The organism is Enterobacter sp. 01-M-02-SI-ECC (assembly GCF_047530595.1).
Classification (GTDB): Bacteria; Pseudomonadota; Gammaproteobacteria; order Enterobacterales; family Enterobacteriaceae; genus Enterobacter; species Enterobacter cloacae_M.
This window is the reverse complement of the sequence record NZ_JBLKCZ010000001.1, coordinates 139,795-161,460: the sequence shown is the minus strand read 5'-3', so window position 1 is coordinate 161,460 and position 21,666 is coordinate 139,795. Positions and strand designations below refer to the sequence as shown.

Here is a 21,666-nt window from a genome sequence, read left to right as displayed (position 1 = left end):
TTGTTTACGAGATGTTGACATTTCTCCTGCTGAAATAGCGATATTCCAAAAGGATCAGGATCTACCATGTCTTCTATCGTCGATACATCACTTTCAAACCTGCCGCAGCCAAAATCCGGCTGGCAGCTCTTCAAAAACCTGGCTTTCGGTGAGATCGCACCCGGGCTGGCATGGGAAAAACCCGCCTATCGACGCAAGTTCATGCTGCGCTCACTGGCGACACCGCTCAGCACCGCTCGACTGCTGTCTGATCTTGCGAAACATCCGTACCTGATGCAAATGCTCTAGGTTCAGCCTGGGCTGCCCTGCCGCCTTCATCGTCCGTGGTTAACGGTCAATATGGATCGACAGCGTGTGCTGGAAGCGCTGTCCTGGCACTATCAGATGATGTGCCGCCAGCTGCCGGCGACGCTGACAAAGGGTTACCTTTCAAAGCAGGGCGTGACTCTGCTGACCTTAACCGGAAAAGATGAACAGCAATTTACCGTCCGCCTGTGTGCCGACGCGTTTATGGATAAAGAGGGAGAAGCTACCCTCGTTTTCTGTGACAGTCAAAATACGGCGCTGGCGGAGATGACCTTTACGCTATGCCAGTTTGAGGGAAAATCGACGCTGTTCATTGGCGGCTTGCAGGGCGCAAAAGCGCATGTTCCCCATGAGCTGATCCAGGGAGCGACGAAAGCCTGCCACGGCCTGTTCCCGAAACGTCTGCTGGTCGAGGCCGCCATGACGCTCGGCGCCGCGTTCCCGGTAGAGCAGATTGTCGCCGTCAGTAACGATACCCATATTTATCGCAGCTGGCGCTACCGCAAGAAAAAAGAGGGCAAACTGTTGGCCGATTACGACAGTTTCTGGCTCTCCATCGGCGGTGAAAAGCAGGATAACGGTAATTTTATGCTGCCACTCGTCATGCCGCGTAAACCGATGGAAGAGATCGCCAGCAAAAAACGCTCCGAATATCGCCGCCGCTACGCGCTGCTGGATAGCCTGATTCAGCAGATGAAACAGGCGACCCAACGCTAATCCGCTTTCCCGCGTGCCAGCCACAGCACGCGGGAGAACATCTTCCGCAGCAGGGTCGGTACCGCCTCCACGCCCCGCCTGCCCGCTTCCGTCGCCACTTCAATGGCTAAATCCGGTTTTGACGAACGGTGAATGGCTTTGGCGATCACCCGCCGCATGTTCATCGGGACATCGACCGGCACCATGGCAATACGGTGGAAGACGTCGTCGAACCCCTGACGATACATAAAGTGTTCCATGTCCATCGCGGGGAGCATGGTTAAATGGTCGCGCTCTTCCTCGCGCTCGTTATTCAGCAGGCTCCGCACGGTCGAGGCATATTTTTTACCCGCCTCATCACCGTCTACCAGAACGTGCCACTCGATCCCCATCCGGCGGGCGAATTTTATCAGCGGCTTTAATCCCGACTGGGCGAATTCGATTACCTTAATGCCTTCCGCATCAAAATGGTGGCCGCACTGGCGCGCCAGCTCGTTGATGACCCAGGTTTCCGTTTCCCCCTCCACCAGCAGCCAGCAGCGGGCAAAGAGCGACGACGCCCGGTTAAAGCGAATATGAAACGCGATGCGCCGCCCGTCTTCCGCATTCAAACCGCCCGGCCCAAGCCGGAAAGCGGAGACGCGGGAGGATTCACGCACCAGGCGACAGACGTGTTCAACCGGCGTCAGCGATAATAACTCTCCGGAATTGGTGGTCGTAATGCGCTGGAGCGGCAGCAGGTTCAGCAGATGCCATGCCACGGAGAGCATGATGGGATGCAGGCGCGTTTCCGGGTCTTCCACCAGCAGCAGAGGCCGGGCGTCCCGGTCAAGACGAACGGTGCCTTTGGCCTGCAGAAGCGTTGAAAACAGACCCAGCAAAATCACCCGATGGGTACGGCCGCCGGGCCGGTCGATCATCCGGTTAATGATGTCGAGATAACGCCAGCTTCGCTGCTCATCATGAGAGCGGCGGCGCATCAGACGGTGGCGCGACTCCGAGGTTCCCTGCTCGGAAAAATAGTGCTCCAGGAGTTGCACCATTGCGGACAACCCCTGACGAATTTGACCATCGGTCAGATTCTGCGGACGCGACACCAGCTCTCTGGCCAGAAAATCCAGCTCGCGGGCGGTGACTTCAACTTCCGGCATATTGGGTACGGTTCCGTTACGAATACGCCGCATAAAGCGCGCATCGCGCAGGCGTAACACCGGCGTCAGGCGGATCAGGTGGCGGGCAAGATCGTCGATATTGTCGAGCGGGATCGGGTTGGCTTTCTCATCGAGAAAATCACGCAGGGTGAGTACCCCTTCGTTCTCCGCCATCTCACCTTCAAGCCGATAGAAAATCCGGTGGAAACCGTCGTCGCACGGCACCCAGCAGGGTGACAGCGGGCGGAAGCGACGCACGCGGTGACGTCCGGGCTCGGATTCGCGGAACGTCAGGATGATATGCAGGTGCTTCTCGCGCCCCGTTACGTCGCCGGGCGGAAACCAGAAATCGTCGCGAACGAAGTGATACAGATCGTCTTCGGGCGAAAGCAGTAGCGTCAATGCATCCAGCAGGCTGGACTTACCCCACGCGTTCTCGCCGATCAGGACGTTGTTCTGCTCCAGCTGCAGCGACAGGCGGTTAATACCGCGAAACCCGACAATTTCCACACGTTCGAGAAGCATAAATCCCCCGCGATATGATCACTTTTTCCTTCAAGTAATCAGCAGTATAGCGGGATGCACACGGGCTTGACACTGCAATCCGACTCCATAACCTAGCGGAAGCACGAAAAATTCAGAATTTATCCATCAGGTTTCATTTGAAATAACCCACATCTCACAAGATACTACCGCCCGCAAATTGGTCTATGCTCTATTTACCGCTGATTTGAACAAGGATTGACATCACATTGCCTTAAATCAAATTAATCGAATTTATTTAAGTGGCGAAGGGGTGTTGTTGGTTTTTAAAATACGGGCTCTTTGAGTCGTCATCCCTTTATGGCGATATATCCCGTGCGCGGGAAAGCGTGCGGAAAATTATTTGAGGTGGTTATGTTTAGAAAATTGGCAGCAGAATGCTTTGGTACATTCTGGCTGGTATTTGGTGGCTGCGGTAGCGCCGTTCTGGCAGCAGCATTCCCGGAATTAGGTATCGGTTTTGTCGGCGTCGCGCTGGCGTTTGGTTTAACCGTATTAACCATGGCATTTGCCGTGGGACATATTTCCGGCGGTCATTTTAACCCGGCAGTGACGTTAGGTTTATGGGCGGGCGGCCGTTTCCCGGCGAAAGACGTAATTGGCTACATTGTGGCGCAGGTAGTTGGCGGTATTATTGCGGCGGGCGTTCTGTACGTGATTGCCAGCGGTAAAGCCGGCTTCGACGCGGCGGCCAGCGGCTTTGCCTCTAACGGCTTCGGCGAACACTCTCCGGGCGGTTACTCCATGCTGTCTGCCATCGTGATTGAAATCGTGCTGACCGCCGGCTTCCTGCTGGTGATCCACGGCGCAACGGACAAACACGCGCCAGCCGGTTTTGCCCCGATTGCCATTGGTCTGGCGCTGACGCTTATCCACCTGATTTCTATTCCGGTCACCAACACCTCCGTTAACCCGGCACGCAGCACCGCCGTCGCCATCTTCCAGGGCGGCTGGGCGCTTGAGCAGCTGTGGCTGTTCTGGGTAATGCCAATTATCGGCGGTATCCTGGGTGGCGTGCTGTATCGCACCCTGCTGGAAAAACGCGATTAATCTTTCCCTCCCTCTCCCCGTGGGAGAGGGCCACGGGGAGGGCCACAGGCCGCACACCCCACATAGACACAAGCCGGGTAAGGCGTAGCCGCCACCCGGCTTTCTTTTGCCGCTTTACTGAACAGCCTTTATTGGGTAGTGTCACTGGCGCTTAACCGATACTCAAAAGGACCGGCTGTTCATGTTTTCAGGACTCCTCATCATTTTGCTGCCCTTGATCGTGGGCTATCTTATTCCGCTGCATCGTGAATCCGCATTAAGGCTCATTAATCGATTCCTGAGCTGGATTGTCTACGTTATTCTTTTCTTTATGGGGATTAGCCTGGCATTTCTGGACAACCTGTCGGCGAATTTACTCTCCATCCTCCATTATTCTGTCGTCACCGTGGTGGTTATTTTGCTGTGCAATATTGCCGCGCTGCTGTGGCTGGAACGCACTATTCCATGGAAAAATCACCATCATCAGGAAAAGCTCCCTTCTCGAATTGCAATGGCGCTTGAATCATTAAAATTATGCGGCGTCGTGGTGATCGGTTTTCTTCTTGGGCTGACAGGTTGGGCATTTTTACAGCACGCGACAGAGGCCAGTGAATATACGCTGATCTTCCTGCTGTTCCTGATTGGTATTCAGCTACGAAATAATGGCATGACGCTGAAACAAATTGTCCTGAACCGTCGGGGGATGATGGTTGCCGTTATGGTTGTCGCCAGTTCAATGGTGGCGGGCGTCATCAACGCCTTTATTCTCGATCTGCCGCTGAAAACCGGCCTGGCGATGGCATCCGGTTTTGGCTGGTACTCCCTCTCCGGTATTCTGCTGACCGAATCATTCGGCCCGGTGATCGGCAGCGCCGCCTTCTTTAACGATCTGGCGCGCGAGCTGATTGCCATCATGCTGATCCCGAGCCTGGTTCGCCGCAGTCGTTCTACCGCGCTGGGCCTGTGCGGCGCAACGTCGATGGACTTTACCCTGCCGGTACTACAACGCTCAGGAGGGCTGGAGATGGTTCCCGCGGCTATCGTGCACGGCTTTATTTTAAGCCTGCTGGTTCCGGTCCTGATGGCCTTCTTCTCTGCCTGATACTTCTTTGGCGGTAGGTTTCCTGCCGCCAAAATTGCGCTAAATCAATCTCCCTCTATTTTGTAGCAGAAAGCCCTTTTCTCCGTTCTGGCACAGGCATAACCTTAAACATGTATATTAAATATAACTTTAACAGGTGTGATTATGTTTTGTGTGCAATGTGAACAAACCATCCGTACCCCGGCAGGCAATGGCTGCTCTTACGCACAGGGTATGTGCGGCAAAACCGCAGAAACATCTGACCTGCAGGACCTGCTGATTGCCGCCCTGCAAGGCCTTTCCGCATGGGCGTTCAAAGCCCGCGAATACGGCATTGTCGACCACTACGTCGACAGCTTCGCCCCGCGCGCCTTCTTCTCCACGCTGACCAACGTTAACTTCGACTCTCCGCGCATTGTCGGCTATGCCCGCGAAGCGATTGCCCTGCGTGAAGCGCTGAAAGCCCAGTGCCTGAAGGCGGACGCCAGCGCCCGCGTGGAAAACCCGATGTCTGAACTGCAGCTGGTCAGCGACGATCTCGGCGACCTCCAGCGTCAGGCGGCAGAGTTCACCCCGAATAAAGACAAAGCGGCGATTGGCGAGAACATTCTCGGCCTGCGCCTGCTGTGCCTGTACGGCCTGAAAGGCGCTGCGGCCTATATGGAACACGCGCACGTTCTGGGTCAGTACGACAATGAGATTTACGCCCAGTACCACAAAATCATGGCGTGGCTGGGTACCTGGCCTGCCGATATGAATGCCCTGCTGGAATGCTCAATGGAAATCGGCCAGATGAACTTCCGCGTGATGAGCATTCTTGACGCCGGTGAAACCAGCACCTACGGCCACCCGACGCCGACGCAGGTCAACGTCAAGGCAACCGAAGGCAAGTGCATTCTGATTTCCGGTCACGACCTGAAAGATCTCTACAACCTGCTGAAGCAAACCGAAGGCACCGGCGTTAACGTTTATACCCACGGCGAAATGCTGCCGGCACACGGCTACCCGGAACTGCGTAAATTTAAGCATCTGATCGGTAACTACGGCAGCGGCTGGCAGAACCAGCAGGTGGAGTTCGCCCGCTTCCCTGGCCCTATCGTGATGACCTCTAACTGCATCATCGACCCGACCGTCGGCGCGTACGATGACCGCATCTGGACCCGCAGCATCGTCGGCTGGCCGGGCGTGAGCCATCTTGAAGGTGACGATTTCGGTCCGGTTATCGCCCAGGCGCAGCAGATGGCGGGCTTCCCGTACACCGAGATCCCACATCTCATCACCGTCGGATTTGGTCGTAAAACCCTGCTGGGTGCCGCTGATTCGCTGATCGATCTCGTCAGCCGTGAAAAGCTGCGCCACATCTTCCTCGTCGGCGGCTGCGACGGCGCGCGCGGCGAGCGTAACTATTTCACCGATTTCGCCACCCGCGTGCCGGAAGACTGCCTGATCCTGACCCTGGCGTGTGGCAAATACCGTTTCAACAAGCTGGATTTCGGCGACATCGAAGGTCTGCCGCGCCTGATCGATGCGGGCCAGTGTAACGATGCTTACTCGGCCATCATTCTGGCGGTCACCCTGGCGGAGAAACTGGGCTGCGGCGTGAACGACCTGCCGCTGTCGCTGGTGCTGTCATGGTTTGAGCAGAAGGCGATTGTCATTCTGCTGACCCTGCTCTCTCTCGGCGTCACCAACATCGTGACCGGACCGACCGCGCCGGGCTTCCTGACGCCGGACCTGCTGGCCGTGCTGAACGAGAAATTCGGCCTGCGTTCCGTGACCAACGTTGAAGATGATATGAAGCAGCTGCTGAGCGCGTAAGGAGTTATTCATGACCATGCCAACCTCACAATGTCCGTGGCGGATGCAGGTTCATCACATCCATCAGGAGACGCCGGATGTGTGGACGCTGTCGCTGCTGTGCCATGACTACTATCCGTACCGTGCAGGCCAGTATGCGCTGGTCAGCGTTCGCAATTCGGCGGACACGCTGCGCGCCTACACGATCTCCTCCACGCCGGGCGTGAGCGAGTACATTACGCTCACCGTCCGTCGTATTAACGACGGCGCGGGCTCGCAGTGGCTGACGCGGGACGTCAAGCGCGGGGATTATATCTGGCTGTCTGACGCGCAGGGCGATTTCACCTGTGACGACAAAGCAGACGATAAATTCCTGCTGCTGGCGGCGGGCTGTGGCGTAACGCCAATTATGTCGATGCGCCGCTGGCTGGCGAAGAACCGCCCGCAGGCCGACGTGCAGGCGATCTTCAGCGTCCGTTCCCCGGAAGATGTGATTTTTGCCGGGGAGTGGCGTAATTATCCGGTGACGCTGGTGGCGGAGCACAACGCGACCCACGGCTTTGTGCCCGGTCGCCTGAGCCGCGAGCTCCTGCAAAGCGTGCCGGATATCGCGAACCGCACCGTGATGACCTGCGGCCCGGCGCCGTACATGGATATCGTGGAAAAAGAGGTGAAAGCGCTTGGCGTGACCCGCTTCTTCAAAGAGCAGTTCTTCACGCCGGTGGCGGAAGCGGCCACCGGCGGCGTTAAGTTCACCAAGCTGCAGCCTGCGCGGACCTTCTTTGGCCGCGTAGGGACCACGCTGCTGGAGGCGCTGGAAAGCAACAAGGTGCCGGTAGCGGCGGCCTGCCGCGCGGGCGTGTGCGGCTGCTGTAAGACGAAGGTGGTTTCCGGAGAGTACACCGTCACCAGCACCATGACGCTGTCCGATGCGGAAATTGCCGAGGGTTACGTGCTGGCGTGCTCGTGCCATCCGCAGGGCGATCTCGTCCTCGCATAAACGGTAAACGTTCGATCGTAGGCCCGGTAAGCGTCAACGCCACCGGGCTTTTTGTCGGGTGGCACTGGGTTTACCCGACCGACAACAACCCTACCGCCACGCGGGTGCTTTACCCAGGGCAAACCGCCCCGCCCCTAAAAACGCGATCGCCAGCGAGCCGATAAAGAAGTACACCAGGCTTTCAATCGCCCATGCGCCTACCTTATCGAGGGCGAGCGTTTCACCCATTCCCACCATCAGCCACGCCACAATCATCGTAAAGGCCAGCACCAGCGCGGCCGGACGCGTAAAGAGCCCGACAATAATCAGAACCGGTGCCACCACTTCTCCAACCAACACGCCGTAGGCGATAAATCCCGGTAGCCCTTTTTCCACCAGCATGCCGCTGATAAAGCCCACGCCGCCAAAAAGCTTGTGCAAACCATGAAAAAGCATCAGCCCGCCGACGGCAAGTCGTAACAAGAGTTTGCCAAGATCGTCGCACGATAGCTTTTCATTAACAGCAATTAACAATGATTTAACCATTTGAAATAATTCCTGTTTTCACCGAGGTATAACCAGATTATGCCGAATAATTGCGCGTGAAAAGCACCTTTTAATTAGGGGGAGATGACGGGCAATACGGAGACTTTCTTCTAAGCTTGTAAGCGATATCACAAAAAGGAGACGGACAACCATGAAACAAACCGTGGCTGCATATATTGCGAAAACGCTCGAACAGGCTGGCGTGAAACGTATCTGGGGCGTAACCGGCGATTCCCTGAACGGACTTAGCGACAGCCTCAACAAGATGAAGACTATCGAATGGATGCCTACCCGCCATGAAGAGGTTGCCGCCTTCGCCGCAGGCGCTGAAGCACAGCTCACGGGCGAACTGGCCGTGTGTGCGGGCTCATGCGGTCCCGGCAACCTGCATCTGATTAACGGGCTGTTCGACTGTCACCGTAACCACGTGCCGGTGCTGGCGATTGCCGCCCATATCCCCTCTTCCGAAATCGGCAGCGGCTATTTTCAGGAGACGCATCCGCAGGAGCTGTTCCGTGAATGCAGCCACTATTGCGAGCTGGTTTCATCCCCGGAGCAGATCCCGCAGGTGCTGGCGATCGCCATGCGCAAGGCCGTGCTGAACCGCGGCGTTTCTGTGGTCGTTATCCCGGGCGATGTGGCCCTCAAGGCCGCGCCGGAAGGGGCCAGCACCCACTGGTATCACGCCCCGCAGCCCGTCGTAACCCCTGCGGAAGAAGAGCTGAAAAAGCTGGCACAGCTGCTGCGTTACTCCAGCAATATCGCCCTGATGTGCGGCAGCGGCTGCGCGGGCGCGCACAAGGAGCTGCTTGAATTTGCCGGGAAGCTGAAAGCGCCGATTGTCCACGCCCTGCGCGGCAAAGAGCACGTCGAGTACGACAACCCCTTTGATGTGGGGATGACCGGTCTGATCGGTTTCTCCAGCGGCTTCCACACCATGATGAACGCCGACACGCTGATCCTGCTGGGTACCCAGTTCCCGTATCGCGCGTTCTACCCGACGGATGCGAAAATCATTCAGATTGATATCAACCCGGCCAGCATCGGCGCGCACAGCAAGGTCGATATGGCGCTGGTGGGCGACATCAAATCCACCCTTGCCGCCCTGCTGCCGCTGCTGGAAGAAAAAACGGACCGCAAGTTCCTTGATAAAGCCCTGAGCGACTATCGCGACGCCCGCAAGGGGCTGGACGACCTCGCCAAACCGAGCGACAAAGCCATTCACCCGCAGTATCTGGCGCAGCAGATCAGCCATTTCGCTGACGACGATGCCATATTTACCTGCGACGTGGGCACGCCAACCGTCTGGGCGGCACGCTATCTGAAGATGAACGGCAAACGCCGCCTGCTCGGCTCGTTCAACCACGGTTCGATGGCCAACGCCATGCCGCAGGCGCTGGGCGCAAAAGCGACGGCGCCGGAGCGTCAGGTCGTGGCGATGTGCGGCGACGGCGGGTTCAGCATGCTGATGGGGGATTTCCTGTCGGTGGTGCAGATGAAGCTGCCGCTGAAAATTGTGGTTTTCAACAACAGCGTGCTGGGCTTCGTGGCGATGGAGATGAAGGCCGGAGGCTATCTCACGGACGGCACCGAGCTGCACGACACCAACTTCGCGCGCATCGCCGAAGCCTGCGGCATCACCGGTATTCGCGTGGAGAAAGCCTCAGAGGTGGACGAAGCCCTGCAGCGTGCGTTTTCCATTGACGGCCCTGTGCTGGTGGATGTTGTCGTCGCCAAAGAGGAGCTTGCGATCCCGCCGCAGATCAAGCTTGAGCAGGCTAAAGGCTTTAGCCTGTATATGCTGCGCGCCATCATCAGCGGGCGCGGCGACGAGGTGATCGAACTGGCAAAAACCAACTGGCTCAGGTAAAACATTTCGCACGACCTCTTAAAATAAAGGGATGTGAAATGATTGATTTACGCAGTGATACCGTAACCCGCCCGAGCCGCGCCATGCTCGAAGAGATGATGGTCGCCCCGGTCGGGGACGACGTCTACGGCGATGACCCGACGGTTAACGAACTGCAGCGCTACGCGGCTGAACTGAGCGGCAAGGAGGCCGCGCTGTTCCTGCCGACCGGAACGCAGGCTAACCTGGTCGCGCTGCTCAGCCACTGCGAGCGCGGTGAAGAGTACATCGTCGGTCAGGGCGCGCATAACTATCTGTATGAAGCAGGCGGTGCCGCCGTGCTCGGCAGCATTCAGCCGCAGCCGATTGACGCCGCGCCGGACGGCTCCCTGCCGCTCGATAAAGTTGCGGCGAAAATCAAAGCCGACGATATTCACTTCGCCCGCACCCGGCTGCTCAGCCTCGAAAACACCCACAACGGCAAAGTGCTGCCGCGCGAATACCTGAAAGCAGCGTGGGAATTCACCCGCGAGCGCCGGCTCGGCCTGCATGTGGACGGCGCGCGTATCTTCAACGCCGTGGTGGAGTACGGCTGCGAGCTGAAAGAGATTGCGCAATACTGCGACTCGTTCACCATCTGCCTCTCCAAAGGGCTGGGCACGCCGGTGGGCTCTCTGCTGGTGGGCAACGCGGACTACATCAAGCGCGCCAACCGCTGGCGCAAAATGACCGGCGGCGGCATGCGTCAGGCGGGTATTCTGGCGGCGGCCGGGCTGTATGCCCTGAAAAACAACGTGGCGCGCCTGAAGGACGATCACGACAACGCCGCGTGGATGGCGGCGCAGCTGCGCGAAATTGGCGCCGACGTGATGCGCCACGACACCAACATGCTGTTCGTCCGCGCGGGCGAGGATCGCGCCGCTGCGCTTGGCGAATTCATGAAATCACGTGGCGTGCTGATCAACGCCTCACCCGTCGTGCGTCTGGTCATGCATCTCGACGTGAGCCGCGAACAGCTGGCTGACGTGGTGAAACACTGGCAGGCGTTTTTACAGCGATAAGGAGCATCACGTGCCGCAACGCATTCTGGTGCTCGGCGCCAGCGGGTACATCGGTCAGCATCTCACCGCGGCGTTAAGCCAGCAGGGGCACCAGGTGCTGGCAGCGGCACGCAACACCGAACGCCTGCAAAAGCTTAGTTTGCCTGGCGTTACCTGCCACAGCGTTGACCTCAACTGGCCGAAGGAACTTCCCGCCCTGCTGGAAGGGGTCGATACGCTTTACTACCTTGTGCACAGCATGGGCGAAGGCGGGGATTTTATCGCCCACGAGCGGCAGGTGGCGATGAACGTCCGCGATGCCCTGCTGCAAACCCCGGTGAAGCAGGTCATTTTTTTAAGCTCGCTCCAGGCACCTGAACGCGAGCAGTCCGATCACCTGCGCGCCCGCCAGCTGACGGCTGAAACCCTGCGCGGGGCGAATATCCCCGTCACCGAACTGCGCGCCGGAATCATCGTCGGCGCAGGCTCCGCCGCCTTCGAAGTGATGCGCGATATGGTTTACAACCTGCCGGTGCTCACGCCGCCGCGCTGGGTGCGCTCGCGCACCACGCCGATTGCGCTTGAGAATTTACTGCATTATCTGGTGGCCCTGCTGGATCACCCGGCGGAGCAACACCGCGTGCTCGAGGCGGCAGGTCCTGAAGTGCTGAGCTATCAGGAGCAGTTCGAGCATTTCATGCGCGTCAGCGGCCGCCGCCGCTGGCTGATCCCCATCCCCTTTCCGACCCGCTGGATTTCGGTATGGTTTTTGAATGTCATCACCTCGGTGCCGCCGACGACCGCCAAAGCGCTGATCCAGGGGCTCAAACACGATTTACTGGCGGACGATCGCGAACTGCGGGCACTCATTCCCCAGGACCTGATCCGCTTTGACGATGCCGTGCGCAATACGCTGAAAGAAGAAGAGCAGCTGGTGAACTCCAGCGACTGGGGTTACGACGCCCAGGCGTTTGCCCGCTGGCGCCCGGAGTACGGCTATTACCCGAAACAGGCGGGCTGCACGGTGAGAACCCACACCAGCCTGGCCGCGCTGTGGGAGGTGGTGAACCAGATTGGTGGCAAAGACGGTTATTTCTTCGGCAATATCCTCTGGCAAACGCGCGGGGCAATGGATCTGCTGGTGGGGCACAGGCTGGCAAAAGGCCGCCCGGCACGCCCGTATCTTGAGTTGGGCGATGCGGTTGACAGCTGGAAGGTCATCATCGTCGAGCCGGAAAAACAGCTGGCACTGCTGTTCGGTATGAAAGCCCCGGGGCTGGGCCGGCTCTGCTTTACCCTGAAAGACAAAGGCGATTGTCGTGAACTGGACGTCCGCGCCTGGTGGCATCCCCACGGAATGCCGGGTCTGTTCTACTGGCTGTTGATGATCCCTGCCCACCTGTTTATCTTCCGGGGAATGGCGAAACGCATTGCGCAACGGGCAGAACAAAAGACGGAAAAGATCTAAATAAAACTCTCTTTCTTTCACCTTTCCCATTGCATAGCGCCGTAATTCACGAAAGAATGCGCACGAAATTCTTTTCAACACAGTGGATAGCTATGAAGGTACTGGTTACCGGGGCGACCAGCGGCTTAGGCCGAAATGCGGTCGAATTTCTGCGCAACAAGGGCATCAGCGTCAGGGCTACAGGTCGCAACGAAGCGATGGGAAAACTGCTGCAAAAAATGGGCGCGGAGTTCGTCCATGCTGACCTGACGGAGCTGGTCTCCTCGCAGGCGAAAGTGATGCTCGCCGGTATCGACACGCTGTGGCACTGTTCCAGTTTTACCTCCCCATGGGGGACCCAGGAAGCCTTCGATCTCGCCAACGTGCGGGCTACCCGCCGTCTGGGTGAATGGGCCGTTGCCTGGGGCGTGCGTAACTTTATTCATATCTCGTCACCGTCACTCTATTTCGACTATCACCACCATCGTGACGTGCAGGAAGATTTCCGCCCTGCTCGCTTTGCCTGCGAGTTTGCCCGCAGCAAGGCGGCCAGCGAAGAGGTGATTGACCTGCTGGCACAGTCGAACCCGCACACCCGTTTTACGGTCTTACGTCCGCAGAGCCTGTTCGGGCCGCACGACAAAGTGTTTATTCCGCGCCTGGCGCAGATGATGCACCACTACGGCAGCGTGCTGCTGCCGCGCGGCGGCGATGCGCTGGTGGATATGACCTATTACGAAAACGCCGTCCACGCCATGTGGCTGGCAAGCCAGCCGGACTGCGATAAGCTCATCTCCGGTCGCGCCTACAACATCACGAACGGCGAACCCTGCACGCTGCGCAGCATTGTGCAGCGCTTAATTGACGAGCTGCAGATCGACTGCCGCATCCGTTCAGTCCCTTACCCAATGCTGGATATGATTGCCCGCAGCATGGAGCGTTTTGGTAGTAAATCGGCCAAAGAGCCTGCGCTGACGCATTACGGCGTATCAAAGCTTAACTTTGATTTCACGCTGGATATTTCGCGAGCGGAGAACGAGCTTGGGTACAAACCGATCGTGACGCTGGATGAAGGGATTACGCGTACGGCGGCGTGGCTGCGGGATCACGGGAAGCTTCATCGGTAGATCGGGTCCTGCATTTTTACGACGAGAAAAAAACGGCAACCCGAAGGTTGCCGTTTGTCATTTTGCTGATTACAGCGCAGTCCACGCGTCCTGCCATGCAATCCCTTTACCTGGCTCGTAGTAGGATGGCGCGTTATTGCACCAGCCGCTGTACGGATAAGGTTTGCACTGGAACAGCTGGCCGCGGTTGTTCACGATATCGCCCGCTTTCCATTTGGTTTTGGAGGTCCAGGTCGGGTAAGTCCCGGTTTGGCCGCCGTTGGTCTGCTTAGCCTGTACGTTCAGCGTATAGGTTGTGGTGCTGCTCAGCTCGCCGTCACTGACGGTAAGGTTGATCGGGTACTGCGTCGCCGCAGCCACTTCCGGCGCATTGAAGGTAATAATCGCTTTATCTTCGCCGCTTACGGTCTGACCGTTCGGAGCCGTCCAGGTATAAGTCAGGTGGTCACCGTCTTCGTCAGTCGAGCCAGACGCGTTCAGAGAAACAGATTTACCCGCTTCAACCGCACCCACCGGACCGGCGATTTTTGCTACCGGCGCATGGTTTACCGGCGCTGGCGTATTATCGTCCGGAGCCGGGGTGTTATCGTCTGGCACCGGCGTGGTATTGCCTTCGTCCGTTGGGTCGACAGGGGTCGGCGTTGGCGTGACGCTACCGCCGTCGGAAGTCCCGTCTTCACCCACCACGTTGACATTGAAGTAATGCTTCACGCATTTGGTGTAGTCACCCTCTTTAAAGGCGCTGAATGGCGTCTGGTAACCCACCAGCTGGCAAGAGTAGGTCTGGCCTGACGGAGTATCCGCGCTCCATCCCCAGTCCTGTTCCCAGTAGATCTTCAGCGCGCCGGCACCGCCTTCGTCGAATTGTTTCATGTTGGCGCAGCCCAGCACTTCGTTAGAAGGAACTGGTACTTTCAGGTAGTTGGCGAACTCTTTGTAATATTTGATACGGTTTTGAGACTGGGCGATCTCAGTCGGACCACCGCACTCCACGCCGCCGTTGATGATCTGCGTGGTCACGCCGAAGCCCGGTACCAGACCATTCGCCTTATCGTGATCGTTCGGCTGCCAGGTGCCGTCGATAACCTGCAGCATGCTCGGTTTTGGCGGCTGCGGGTAGGCGAAGAAGAAGATCGCGGAAGCAAGGTTCAGCCAGGTGTCCGCCACCAGCTCAGGTTTGTCCAGCAGTACACGGACGTCGCCGTACATCGCTTCAGAGAACGGGCCGTAGTTGTAGTTATAGGAGAGCTGTTTCGCACCGCGACCAAAGTAGCTAACGAAATCGCCATCTTTGTCTTTACCGCACGGCCATGTCTGACCCTGCCAGACATCCGGGTTACATTCACCGTTGTAGCCGCCCTTCTGACCTTCGCTCCAGCCCATCTCACGCACGTAGACCAGCGCCTGTCGCCACTCGGCTTCCGGACGCCACGACTCGTGGCCGCCGGTTTCCTGCGCGAAGTGCGCAAACATGGTTGCCAGAGACTTACGGCAGATGGCATCGCTGTTACGACCATCGGTATAGGTCTGGCACAGTGCCGGGAATTTACCGACCGCTTTCAGGAAGTTGCTGTAAGTATATTCCGGCGCACGCAGTGGGAAGAGGTAATCCCAGTCGCTGGCCTTGATAATCCCTTCCACGCGCTTGACGTTTTCCGGGTTTGTCGATTTCCCCGGCTCAATTTGTTCCACCAGGCTGTTGTCCAGCGTGCGGATGGTTGACTTCACTGAAGCCATAAGCGGGAAGTTGGTCAACTCCTGCTCTTTCTTCTGCAGATCGCTGGCCTTAACGGTGTAAGGTTCGCTGCTGGCCTGCAGCAGGGTTGCCTGAGCCATAAACGGTGCAACGCATGCGCCCGCGATAAGAACACTGAGTAATGTCCTTTTGTTCATGTCAATAGTCCTCTTAATTATATTAAGGGTCAATAAAAGTTAATTTTTTCGCGGTTTATTTATTAATCATTTAATAAATAAACCCGGGAGCAGTTTCGTTTTATGAAGAACACCAGTCGGTACTCTTCAAAAAACAAAAATCAATAATAATAACGGTTGCTGGTGCTACGTTTTAACTTCTGATATTTATTCCAGACCTTGCGGGCATAGACCATGCGCTGCGCGAAATTCTCTTTTTTCAGACCCGCGTTATAGGCGCCGACCGCCTCCCAGTTATAGCCATAAATTTTAATCATTCCGGATAATATCGATGCGCCAACCATAATCGAGGTGCAGGGCTCGGTAATTAACCGGTATTCATTAATGCCTTTGCGCTCCAGCTCGGAAAAATGTGAGCTGTTAATCTGCATCAGTCCGACATCACGCGTGCCATCATGATTCAGTCCAATCGCATTGGGATTCATTCCTGATTCAACGTTAGCAATCGCATATAACAGATAAGGATCCACATGATAATAACTGGCGGCTTTATCCCAGCAGTTGGCAAAGACGCTATGGCTTATTACCAGCAACAATAAAAATAACGTTTTCATTTTCAGTCCGGCTCTTTTTCATTGTCTCCTTACGCGGTTATTACTCTTTTCCTGATTTACGGCCCACGTCCGTCTCGGGACGTGGACCGTAATAGCGGGCAAATTTCTTACCCGCATCGTTATAGCAGTGGCTTACTGGCAGTCAGTCGCCGGGCCTTTTTTCACCCATACATCGCTGCTACCTGGTTTATCACCCTTCGTCCACCATTTCGCGGTGTAGGTGTAACCGTTGTAGGTAGTGGTGTCGCCGCCGTTATAAACCACGTCGGAGCGCCAGTTGAATTTCACCTGACTTACCAGCTCCCATGCATCCACACCGAAGCCCGGCTGGTTGCCCTGAGTCCAGTATTTTGCTTTCCAGACCAGGTTGTCGAAGCTGACGGTATTCCCCGCGTTGTAAACCTTGCTTGCGCTCCAGGCCGCATATTTGCTGGCGTTAGCGTCAACTGGCTTATCGCAGCTATTGATGGCAGAACCTTCGTCAGACGGCGTGTTACCTTCATCGGATGGGGTGTTACCTTCGTCAGACGGCGTATTCCCTTCATCGGAAGGGGTGTTGCCTTCGTCAGACGGCGTGTTGCCTTCATCGGATGGGGTGTTGCCTTCGTCAGACGGCGCTTCCGCCGCTTTAGGCGTTACCGTCACCTGTACGTTAGTCTGTACGCTGGACTTGCCATCGCTTACCACCACGGTCAGCGTGTAAGTTGATTCCGTGTCCACGTCCGGTGCGGTGATGTTCAGGTTCGCGGTGTCTGCGCCTGTCGCCTGCATATTCGCAGGAACGCTCCAGGAGTAGGTCAGCGCGTCGCCATCTGGATCGCTCGCCTGAGCGTGCAGAGAGTAGCTCTGGCCAGCTTCCAGCGTCACGGCTTCCATCTGGTTCACAACCGGCGCCTGGTTTGCTTTCGGCGCTTTGTTCACGACCTGGACGTCAGCAGTGCTGCTCAACCCTTTCGCGTCAGTAACCGTCAGGCGGAACGCCAGAGTCTGGTTACTGGCGACAGCGGCAACGTTAAAGGTCGCTTTCGCTTTGGTGCTGTTGGTGATGGTCACGGATGGACCAGAGATCTGCGTCCACTTGTAGGTGATGGCATCGCCATCCGGATCGGTGGAAGCCGAGCCATCCAGCGTCACCGTCGCCGGACCGGTTACGCTCTGGTCAGCGGCAGTCGCCACAGGCGCATGGTTGGTTACTACCGGATCAACCGGCGCAGCGCCGCCGCCCGTCAGGCTTTCATTCATCGCGTTCAGAATGTCTCCGGTATCGGAGTCGATGGACCAGGCAAACAGACCGCCCAGGTTTTTCGCCAGCACATACTGACCTTTCGCCGTTGCGGAACGCGCGTCTTCATAGGTAATCAGATCGCCGGTGGTTTTGTTAAACAGATACGGCGCTTCAGCGGTAGCATCATAGTTGTATTCCCAGCCCGCTTTGCCTTTGTACTCGTTAACGATCTGACGATAGTCAACCACGCCCGGTTCCCAGGTCCCTTTCACCATGCCCGTTGCCGTGCCGGTGAACGGGTTGTTATTGCTGTAACCGTGAACGCCGGTCCAGCCGCGACCGTACATGGCCGTCCCCACAACGATCTTGCCGGGCTGTACGCCCTGGGCCAGCAGCGCGTTCACGCCGTTTTCGGTGGTGTATTTGGTATCCGGTTTATTCGCAGGCGCACGCAGCGCGTTCTGGTGACCCAGCTCGGTGTTGCTCCAGCCGCCGTAGAAGTCGTAGCTCATCAGGAAGATGTGGTCCATGTACTGCTGGGCAGTGGTGTAATCCACGTCTTCAATCTTATCGCCGCCGGAACCGATCGCAGAGGTCAGTTCATAGGTACGACCCGTTTCGGCTGACAGCTCATTCATCATGGTGCGCAGGTCATGCATCAGTGCGGTATAGGTTTCTTTATCCTGCTGCGGGTTGCCCAGCGTTTCGTTCTGACCGCCGCCGCCCGGGAATTCCCAGTCGATGTCTACGCCGTCGAAGAATTTCCAGGTTTTCAGGAAATCTTTAACGGAAGCCACGAAGCGATCGCGGATCGCTTTGTCATGCATTTTGAAGAACGGATCGGAAAGGGTCCAGCCACCGATAGAAGGCAGCACTTTCAGGCCCGGGTTGGCTTTCTTCATTGCCATCAGCTGGCCGAAGTTACCTTTGTAGGGATCGTCCCAGCCGCTTACGCCAGCCTGAGGCTTCTGCAGTGCGGCCCACGGGTCGTGGATCGCCACCTGGAAGTCCTGACGGCCCGCACAGGCGCGCTTAAGCGCTTCGAAGCTGTTACCGCCCTCAATGGTTTTCAGGCTGTCGTTGATGCCGTCGCCGCCGCAGATTGGAATGAAGCCATACAGAATGTGGTTAAGGTTAGCCGCCGGAATTTTGTCCACGGGGAAGTTACGGTCGTAAACACCCCACTCAGGGAAATAAGCCCCCACCACTTTATCGGTGTGCTTAGAGAGGGTTTTGTTATTTTCCTGCATGGTGGTGTTGAGTGGCAGCAGATGGCTACCGTCGGTATCCGCGACGATAATCAGTTTGCTGGCACTGGTGCTGCAGCCGCTGGCATTGCAGAGCTCAACCGTTTCCTGATAGCGACCGCCTTTCTTCACTTTAAACGTAGCCGTGCCGGACATGCTGCCTGCGCCGGTCCAGACGGTTTTGCCGTCAAGCAGCACTTTCGCTGAAGTCGGCGCCGCGCCGCTCCAGACGTCCCACTGCACTTTAACATCGGCGCCATCATGAACTTTGACGAGGTTGTTGTAAGCAGAAGCAGACTGATCAACTTCAACAATGGCAAATTTATCATTACCACTGGCGATAGTTGCTTTACCGGGCACTGCTGCGAACACCGGGCTTGCAGCCGCTGCAACGAAGAGTGCCAGATATTTAGGCTTCAGAAATTTCATTATTTGATCCTGATAATACGATTTGTGAAATTAAATACCCATGCTTTTCCATTAAACATGGACGAACGTTATTGACTGATAAATTAATCATGAACGCTTCTGGTTCACGAAAGACCTTCTTATTATTACGCCGTACTTTCCTCCACTCATAAAACCTTCAACAAATATTTTATTGCGGAGAGGAGAATACAGTGGGGAATTTAATTTTTCCTTTCATTCCCCAAATGAAAAAACATCAAAAAAAACTTGACTGCATTATTTAAATGATAAAATGCGAAATTTGCGCAATTAATATAGCCAGCCCGGAAAACGCAATATATGGACCAAAGGAAATAAGGTTATTTTTATTCTCAAAGGGCTTTAAAAGGCAATGCATAATAATGCCCCCCAGCGCCGCGATCAGCAAAATAGAGGGCAACGCCTGCCATCCGCACCACGCGCCTAGCGCAGCCAGCAGCTTAAAATCACCATAGCCTAACCCTTCCCGGCCGGTCAGCAGGCGGAATGCCCAGTAAACCAGCCAGAGCGACAGATATCCCGCCACCGCGCCAAAGATAGCATCGGTCAGCGGTAGCGTCCGGAACAGGGCATGGAACATCAGCCCCGTCCACAGCAGCGGCTGGGTCAGGCAGTCCGGCAGCAGCATATGGCGCGCATCGATCACCGCCAGCGGCAGCAGAAAACTCCACATCACCCACAGCGCGATGAGCGCCGAAAACGACGGTGCCAGCGCGGCGCTGGCGGCGAAAAAGGCAGCGCTACAGACTTCCACCAGCAGCAGTCGCAGCGGAATCGCGCAATGGCAGTGGCGGCAGCGACCGCGCAGCGCACACCAGCTAATGATGGGAATATTTTCCCACGCGCTCAGGGAATGGTGGCATTCCGGACAGTGAGAGGCGGGAAACAGCAGATTGCCTGCCCCCTCTTCTTCCATTACCAGCGGCGGAATACGCTCCGCGACTACGCCCAGGAAACTGCCGAGGATCGCGCCCAGCGCTCCGCTCATCGCGCACAGTCCCGGCAGATTCGCTTGCTGCAACAGCATTAGCGGGTTCATGCGCTTTTCGCCCAGCTCAGCGTAATGTGTGCCTTGACGTCACTCTGACGATCCACCGGCGTTAACGCGAGTTTCTCCAGACGTATACCGGAAGAGACGTTCATCTCACGCAGCCAGTTTTGCAGGGCAGAAATGTTGACGCGCTCGATAACAAAGGTTAGCGACTGCTCTTCCTGACGCACGTCTGTCAACGCGACGTGCACGACTTTGGCACTTTCTTCCACCACGCTGCGCGGATTCGGGGTATTGACTATTCTGGACTGGAGATGGTTTTTATCAATTTCCTGGCGCATCCAGTTCAGCGTCTGCTTCTGCTTAAATAACACGGCCTCGTTATTTTTGATCAGAGTATCGAGCGGCATCATCGCGCCGTAATAAACCATCGCACAGCAGAGTGCCCCGCCGCAGAGTTTAAATAAATTACGCTCGCGTGGACTATAATTTTGCCAGCGGTTTTTTAACTGGGCTATTTGCGTTTTCATTTATAGCTCCCGGTAATAATGGCGGTATAAGGCGCCTCGCCGGAAATTGGCTGCATCGCAAATTCAAAAGTTTCGGCGCTGCGGGCGACAAAATCCTGCAGGGTCTGTTTATCCATGGATTTCACATTCAACGTCAGCTGATTTTGCGTTTCGTCATATTCCACGTTATTGATCTCCAGAGACGGCAATGACTGCTTGATTTGATTCAGCGCTTCGAGCTGCAGGAAGATCCCTTTCTTCGCCTTGCTGATATTCTGCCCGAAGTAGTACTTCAGGTTGCTGGTCTGGCGCAGGGTCGGGAAATAGTGCTGCGCTACGGTGGTCATCTCACGGTGGATCTCGTTTTGCTGGTGAGTGAGCATCAACGCCATACCTACGCGGGGGCCGATCAGCAGGCCGACACAAACCAGCGCCGCCGCAGCGAGGGCCGTTTTCGCGTGACGAAAACGCGGACCGCTGGCGCTGCGCCCGGAAAACTCTCCGTGCAGCATGTTGATACGACAGCCCTGCCACTGGGTCTGGATCAGCACCAGCGGATGCTGCCACGCCAGCAGCTCATCCACCTGTACCTCCTGCGGCGCATCGCCATAGCAGCACACCTCACCCGTCGGGCATTTACTCAACAGCAGCGGCAGCAGGAGCGCATCGGCTTCGCCAGCGCTGCTGGGAGAAAAACGCAGCCAGTAGCTCTCTTCCAGGCTCACCAGCGTAGTACCCCCCTCGCTCACCGGCAGCAGCCAGGCATCCGGCAGCGCCTGGACCACCGTGAGCCCCGCCTGAGCGAACAGCTCAAGCCAGTGGCGCAGACGTTCAGCGTCGATGGCCACGGCATCCACTTCTGGCCCCTTTTTGTTCAGCACCGTCCAGTGCAGCGTCTCCACCTCGCCGAGCAATGTCTCTTCCGCCATCCACGAGAACTGCGCCGTCTGGGCTGAAAGTCCTTTTTTCGGCAGGGTAAAATGACGAAAGATCGTCTCGCTCGCCGGCAGCAAAAGGCACACCTGCTGAGAAAGCGGATGGCAGGAAAGTTCGCTCAGTGCGCTCCAGCCCGTCAGATATTCCACCCGATCGTTACCGGATTCACACCACCAAATTTTGCCGTCCTCACGGGTATCGGGACGAATAAAAAGCACCTTTTTCATCATCTTC

General features: G+C 56.7%; 16 protein-coding genes and 1 pseudogene. 9 read left to right on the top strand and 8 right to left on the bottom strand.

What is annotated here, in order from left to right; genetic code table 11:
- The first annotated feature begins 66 nt into the window (after positions 1–66).
- Positions 67–1,023 (top strand): annotated as a pseudogene (locus tag ACMWLG_RS00755) (VirK/YbjX family protein).
- Here ACMWLG_RS00755 and ACMWLG_RS00750 read toward each other — a convergent pair.
- Positions 1,020–2,678: an ATP-dependent endonuclease gene (locus ACMWLG_RS00750; RefSeq protein ID WP_029739481.1), complete on the bottom strand. Its 1,659-nt coding sequence runs from the start codon at positions 2,676–2,678 to the stop codon at positions 1,020–1,022. The pseudogene ACMWLG_RS00755 and the gene ACMWLG_RS00750 overlap by 4 nt on opposite strands.
- 372 nt (positions 2,679–3,050) lie before the next feature.
- Between ACMWLG_RS00750 and aqpZ the strand changes: the two genes are divergently transcribed.
- From aqpZ to hcr, 4 genes are all read left to right on the top strand, one after another.
- The gene (aqpZ, locus tag ACMWLG_RS00745; RefSeq protein WP_014883193.1) at positions 3,051–3,746 is read left to right on the top strand and encodes an aquaporin Z; all 696 of its coding nucleotides are present in this window, start codon (positions 3,051–3,053) and stop codon (positions 3,744–3,746) included.
- A gap of 181 nt (positions 3,747–3,927) precedes the next feature.
- A complete protein-coding gene (locus tag ACMWLG_RS00740; RefSeq protein ID WP_045403610.1) occupies positions 3,928–4,827 on the top strand; it encodes a lysine exporter LysO family protein in 900 nt (299 codons plus the stop codon).
- Positions 4,828–4,971: 144 nt separating this feature from the next.
- Positions 4,972–6,624, top strand: a complete 1,653-nt coding sequence (gene hcp / locus ACMWLG_RS00735; RefSeq protein ID WP_045403612.1) for a hydroxylamine reductase — start codon at positions 4,972–4,974, stop codon at positions 6,622–6,624.
- 10 nt (positions 6,625–6,634) lie between these two features.
- Positions 6,635–7,603, top strand: coding sequence for an NADH oxidoreductase (gene hcr, locus ACMWLG_RS00730; protein WP_045403614.1), 969 nt, complete (start codon positions 6,635–6,637; stop codon positions 7,601–7,603).
- 90 nt (positions 7,604–7,693) lie between these two features.
- Here the strand turns inward: hcr and ACMWLG_RS00725 are convergent, their stop codons facing one another.
- Positions 7,694–8,128 carry a DoxX family protein gene (locus ACMWLG_RS00725; RefSeq protein ID WP_045403617.1) on the bottom strand — a complete coding sequence of 145 codons (435 nt, stop codon included), beginning with the start codon at positions 8,126–8,128 and terminating at the stop codon, positions 7,694–7,696.
- A gap of 151 nt (positions 8,129–8,279) precedes the next feature.
- Here ACMWLG_RS00725 and poxB point away from each other — a divergent pair, with 151 nt between their 5' ends.
- The 4 genes from poxB to ACMWLG_RS00705 all read left to right on the top strand — a co-directional run bounded on the left by poxB (position 8,280) and on the right by ACMWLG_RS00705 (position 13,591).
- Entirely contained in the window at positions 8,280–9,998 is a 1,719-nt protein-coding gene (gene poxB, locus ACMWLG_RS00720; RefSeq protein WP_023310968.1) for a ubiquinone-dependent pyruvate dehydrogenase, read from the top strand.
- A gap of 38 nt (positions 9,999–10,036) precedes the next feature.
- Positions 10,037–11,038 carry a low-specificity L-threonine aldolase gene (gene ltaE / locus ACMWLG_RS00715; RefSeq protein ID WP_045403619.1) on the top strand — a complete coding sequence of 334 codons (1,002 nt, stop codon included), beginning with the start codon at positions 10,037–10,039 and terminating at the stop codon, positions 11,036–11,038.
- A 10-nt stretch (positions 11,039–11,048) separates the two neighbouring features.
- Entirely contained in the window at positions 11,049–12,485 is a 1,437-nt protein-coding gene (locus ACMWLG_RS00710) for an SDR family oxidoreductase (protein WP_045403622.1), read from the top strand.
- Between the two features lie 92 nt (positions 12,486–12,577).
- Positions 12,578–13,591 carry an NAD-dependent epimerase/dehydratase family protein gene (locus tag ACMWLG_RS00705; RefSeq protein WP_045354430.1) on the top strand — a complete coding sequence of 338 codons (1,014 nt, stop codon included), beginning with the start codon at positions 12,578–12,580 and terminating at the stop codon, positions 13,589–13,591.
- A 69-nt stretch (positions 13,592–13,660) separates the two neighbouring features.
- On the opposite strand, the gene ACMWLG_RS00700 is transcribed toward ACMWLG_RS00705, so the two are convergent.
- The 6 genes from ACMWLG_RS00700 to gspL form a co-directional block, all read right to left on the bottom strand.
- Entirely contained in the window at positions 13,661–15,484 is a 1,824-nt protein-coding gene (locus ACMWLG_RS00700) for a chitinase (RefSeq protein ID WP_045403626.1), read from the bottom strand.
- A 140-nt stretch (positions 15,485–15,624) separates the two neighbouring features.
- Positions 15,625–16,077, bottom strand: a complete 453-nt coding sequence (gene iagB, locus ACMWLG_RS00695; RefSeq protein ID WP_045403629.1) for a type III secretion system invasion protein IagB — start codon at positions 16,075–16,077, stop codon at positions 15,625–15,627.
- 132 nt (positions 16,078–16,209) lie between these two features.
- On the bottom strand, positions 16,210–18,978 hold the full coding sequence (locus ACMWLG_RS00690) for a glycosyl hydrolase family 18 protein (protein ID WP_045403632.1): 2,769 nt from the start codon (positions 18,976–18,978) through the stop codon (positions 16,210–16,212).
- A 259-nt stretch (positions 18,979–19,237) separates the two neighbouring features.
- Positions 19,238–20,035 carry a prepilin peptidase gene (locus ACMWLG_RS00685; protein WP_045403635.1) on the bottom strand — a complete coding sequence of 266 codons (798 nt, stop codon included), beginning with the start codon at positions 20,033–20,035 and terminating at the stop codon, positions 19,238–19,240.
- Entirely contained in the window at positions 20,032–20,517 is a 486-nt protein-coding gene (gene gspM, locus ACMWLG_RS00680; protein ID WP_045403637.1) for a type II secretion system protein GspM, read from the bottom strand. The genes ACMWLG_RS00685 and gspM overlap by 4 nt, the downstream gene beginning before the upstream one ends.
- Positions 20,514–21,659, bottom strand: coding sequence for a type II secretion system protein GspL (gspL, locus tag ACMWLG_RS00675; RefSeq protein ID WP_045403817.1), 1,146 nt, complete (start codon positions 21,657–21,659; stop codon positions 20,514–20,516). The genes gspM and gspL overlap by 4 nt, the downstream gene beginning before the upstream one ends.
- Positions 21,660–21,666: the final 7 nt, after the last annotated feature.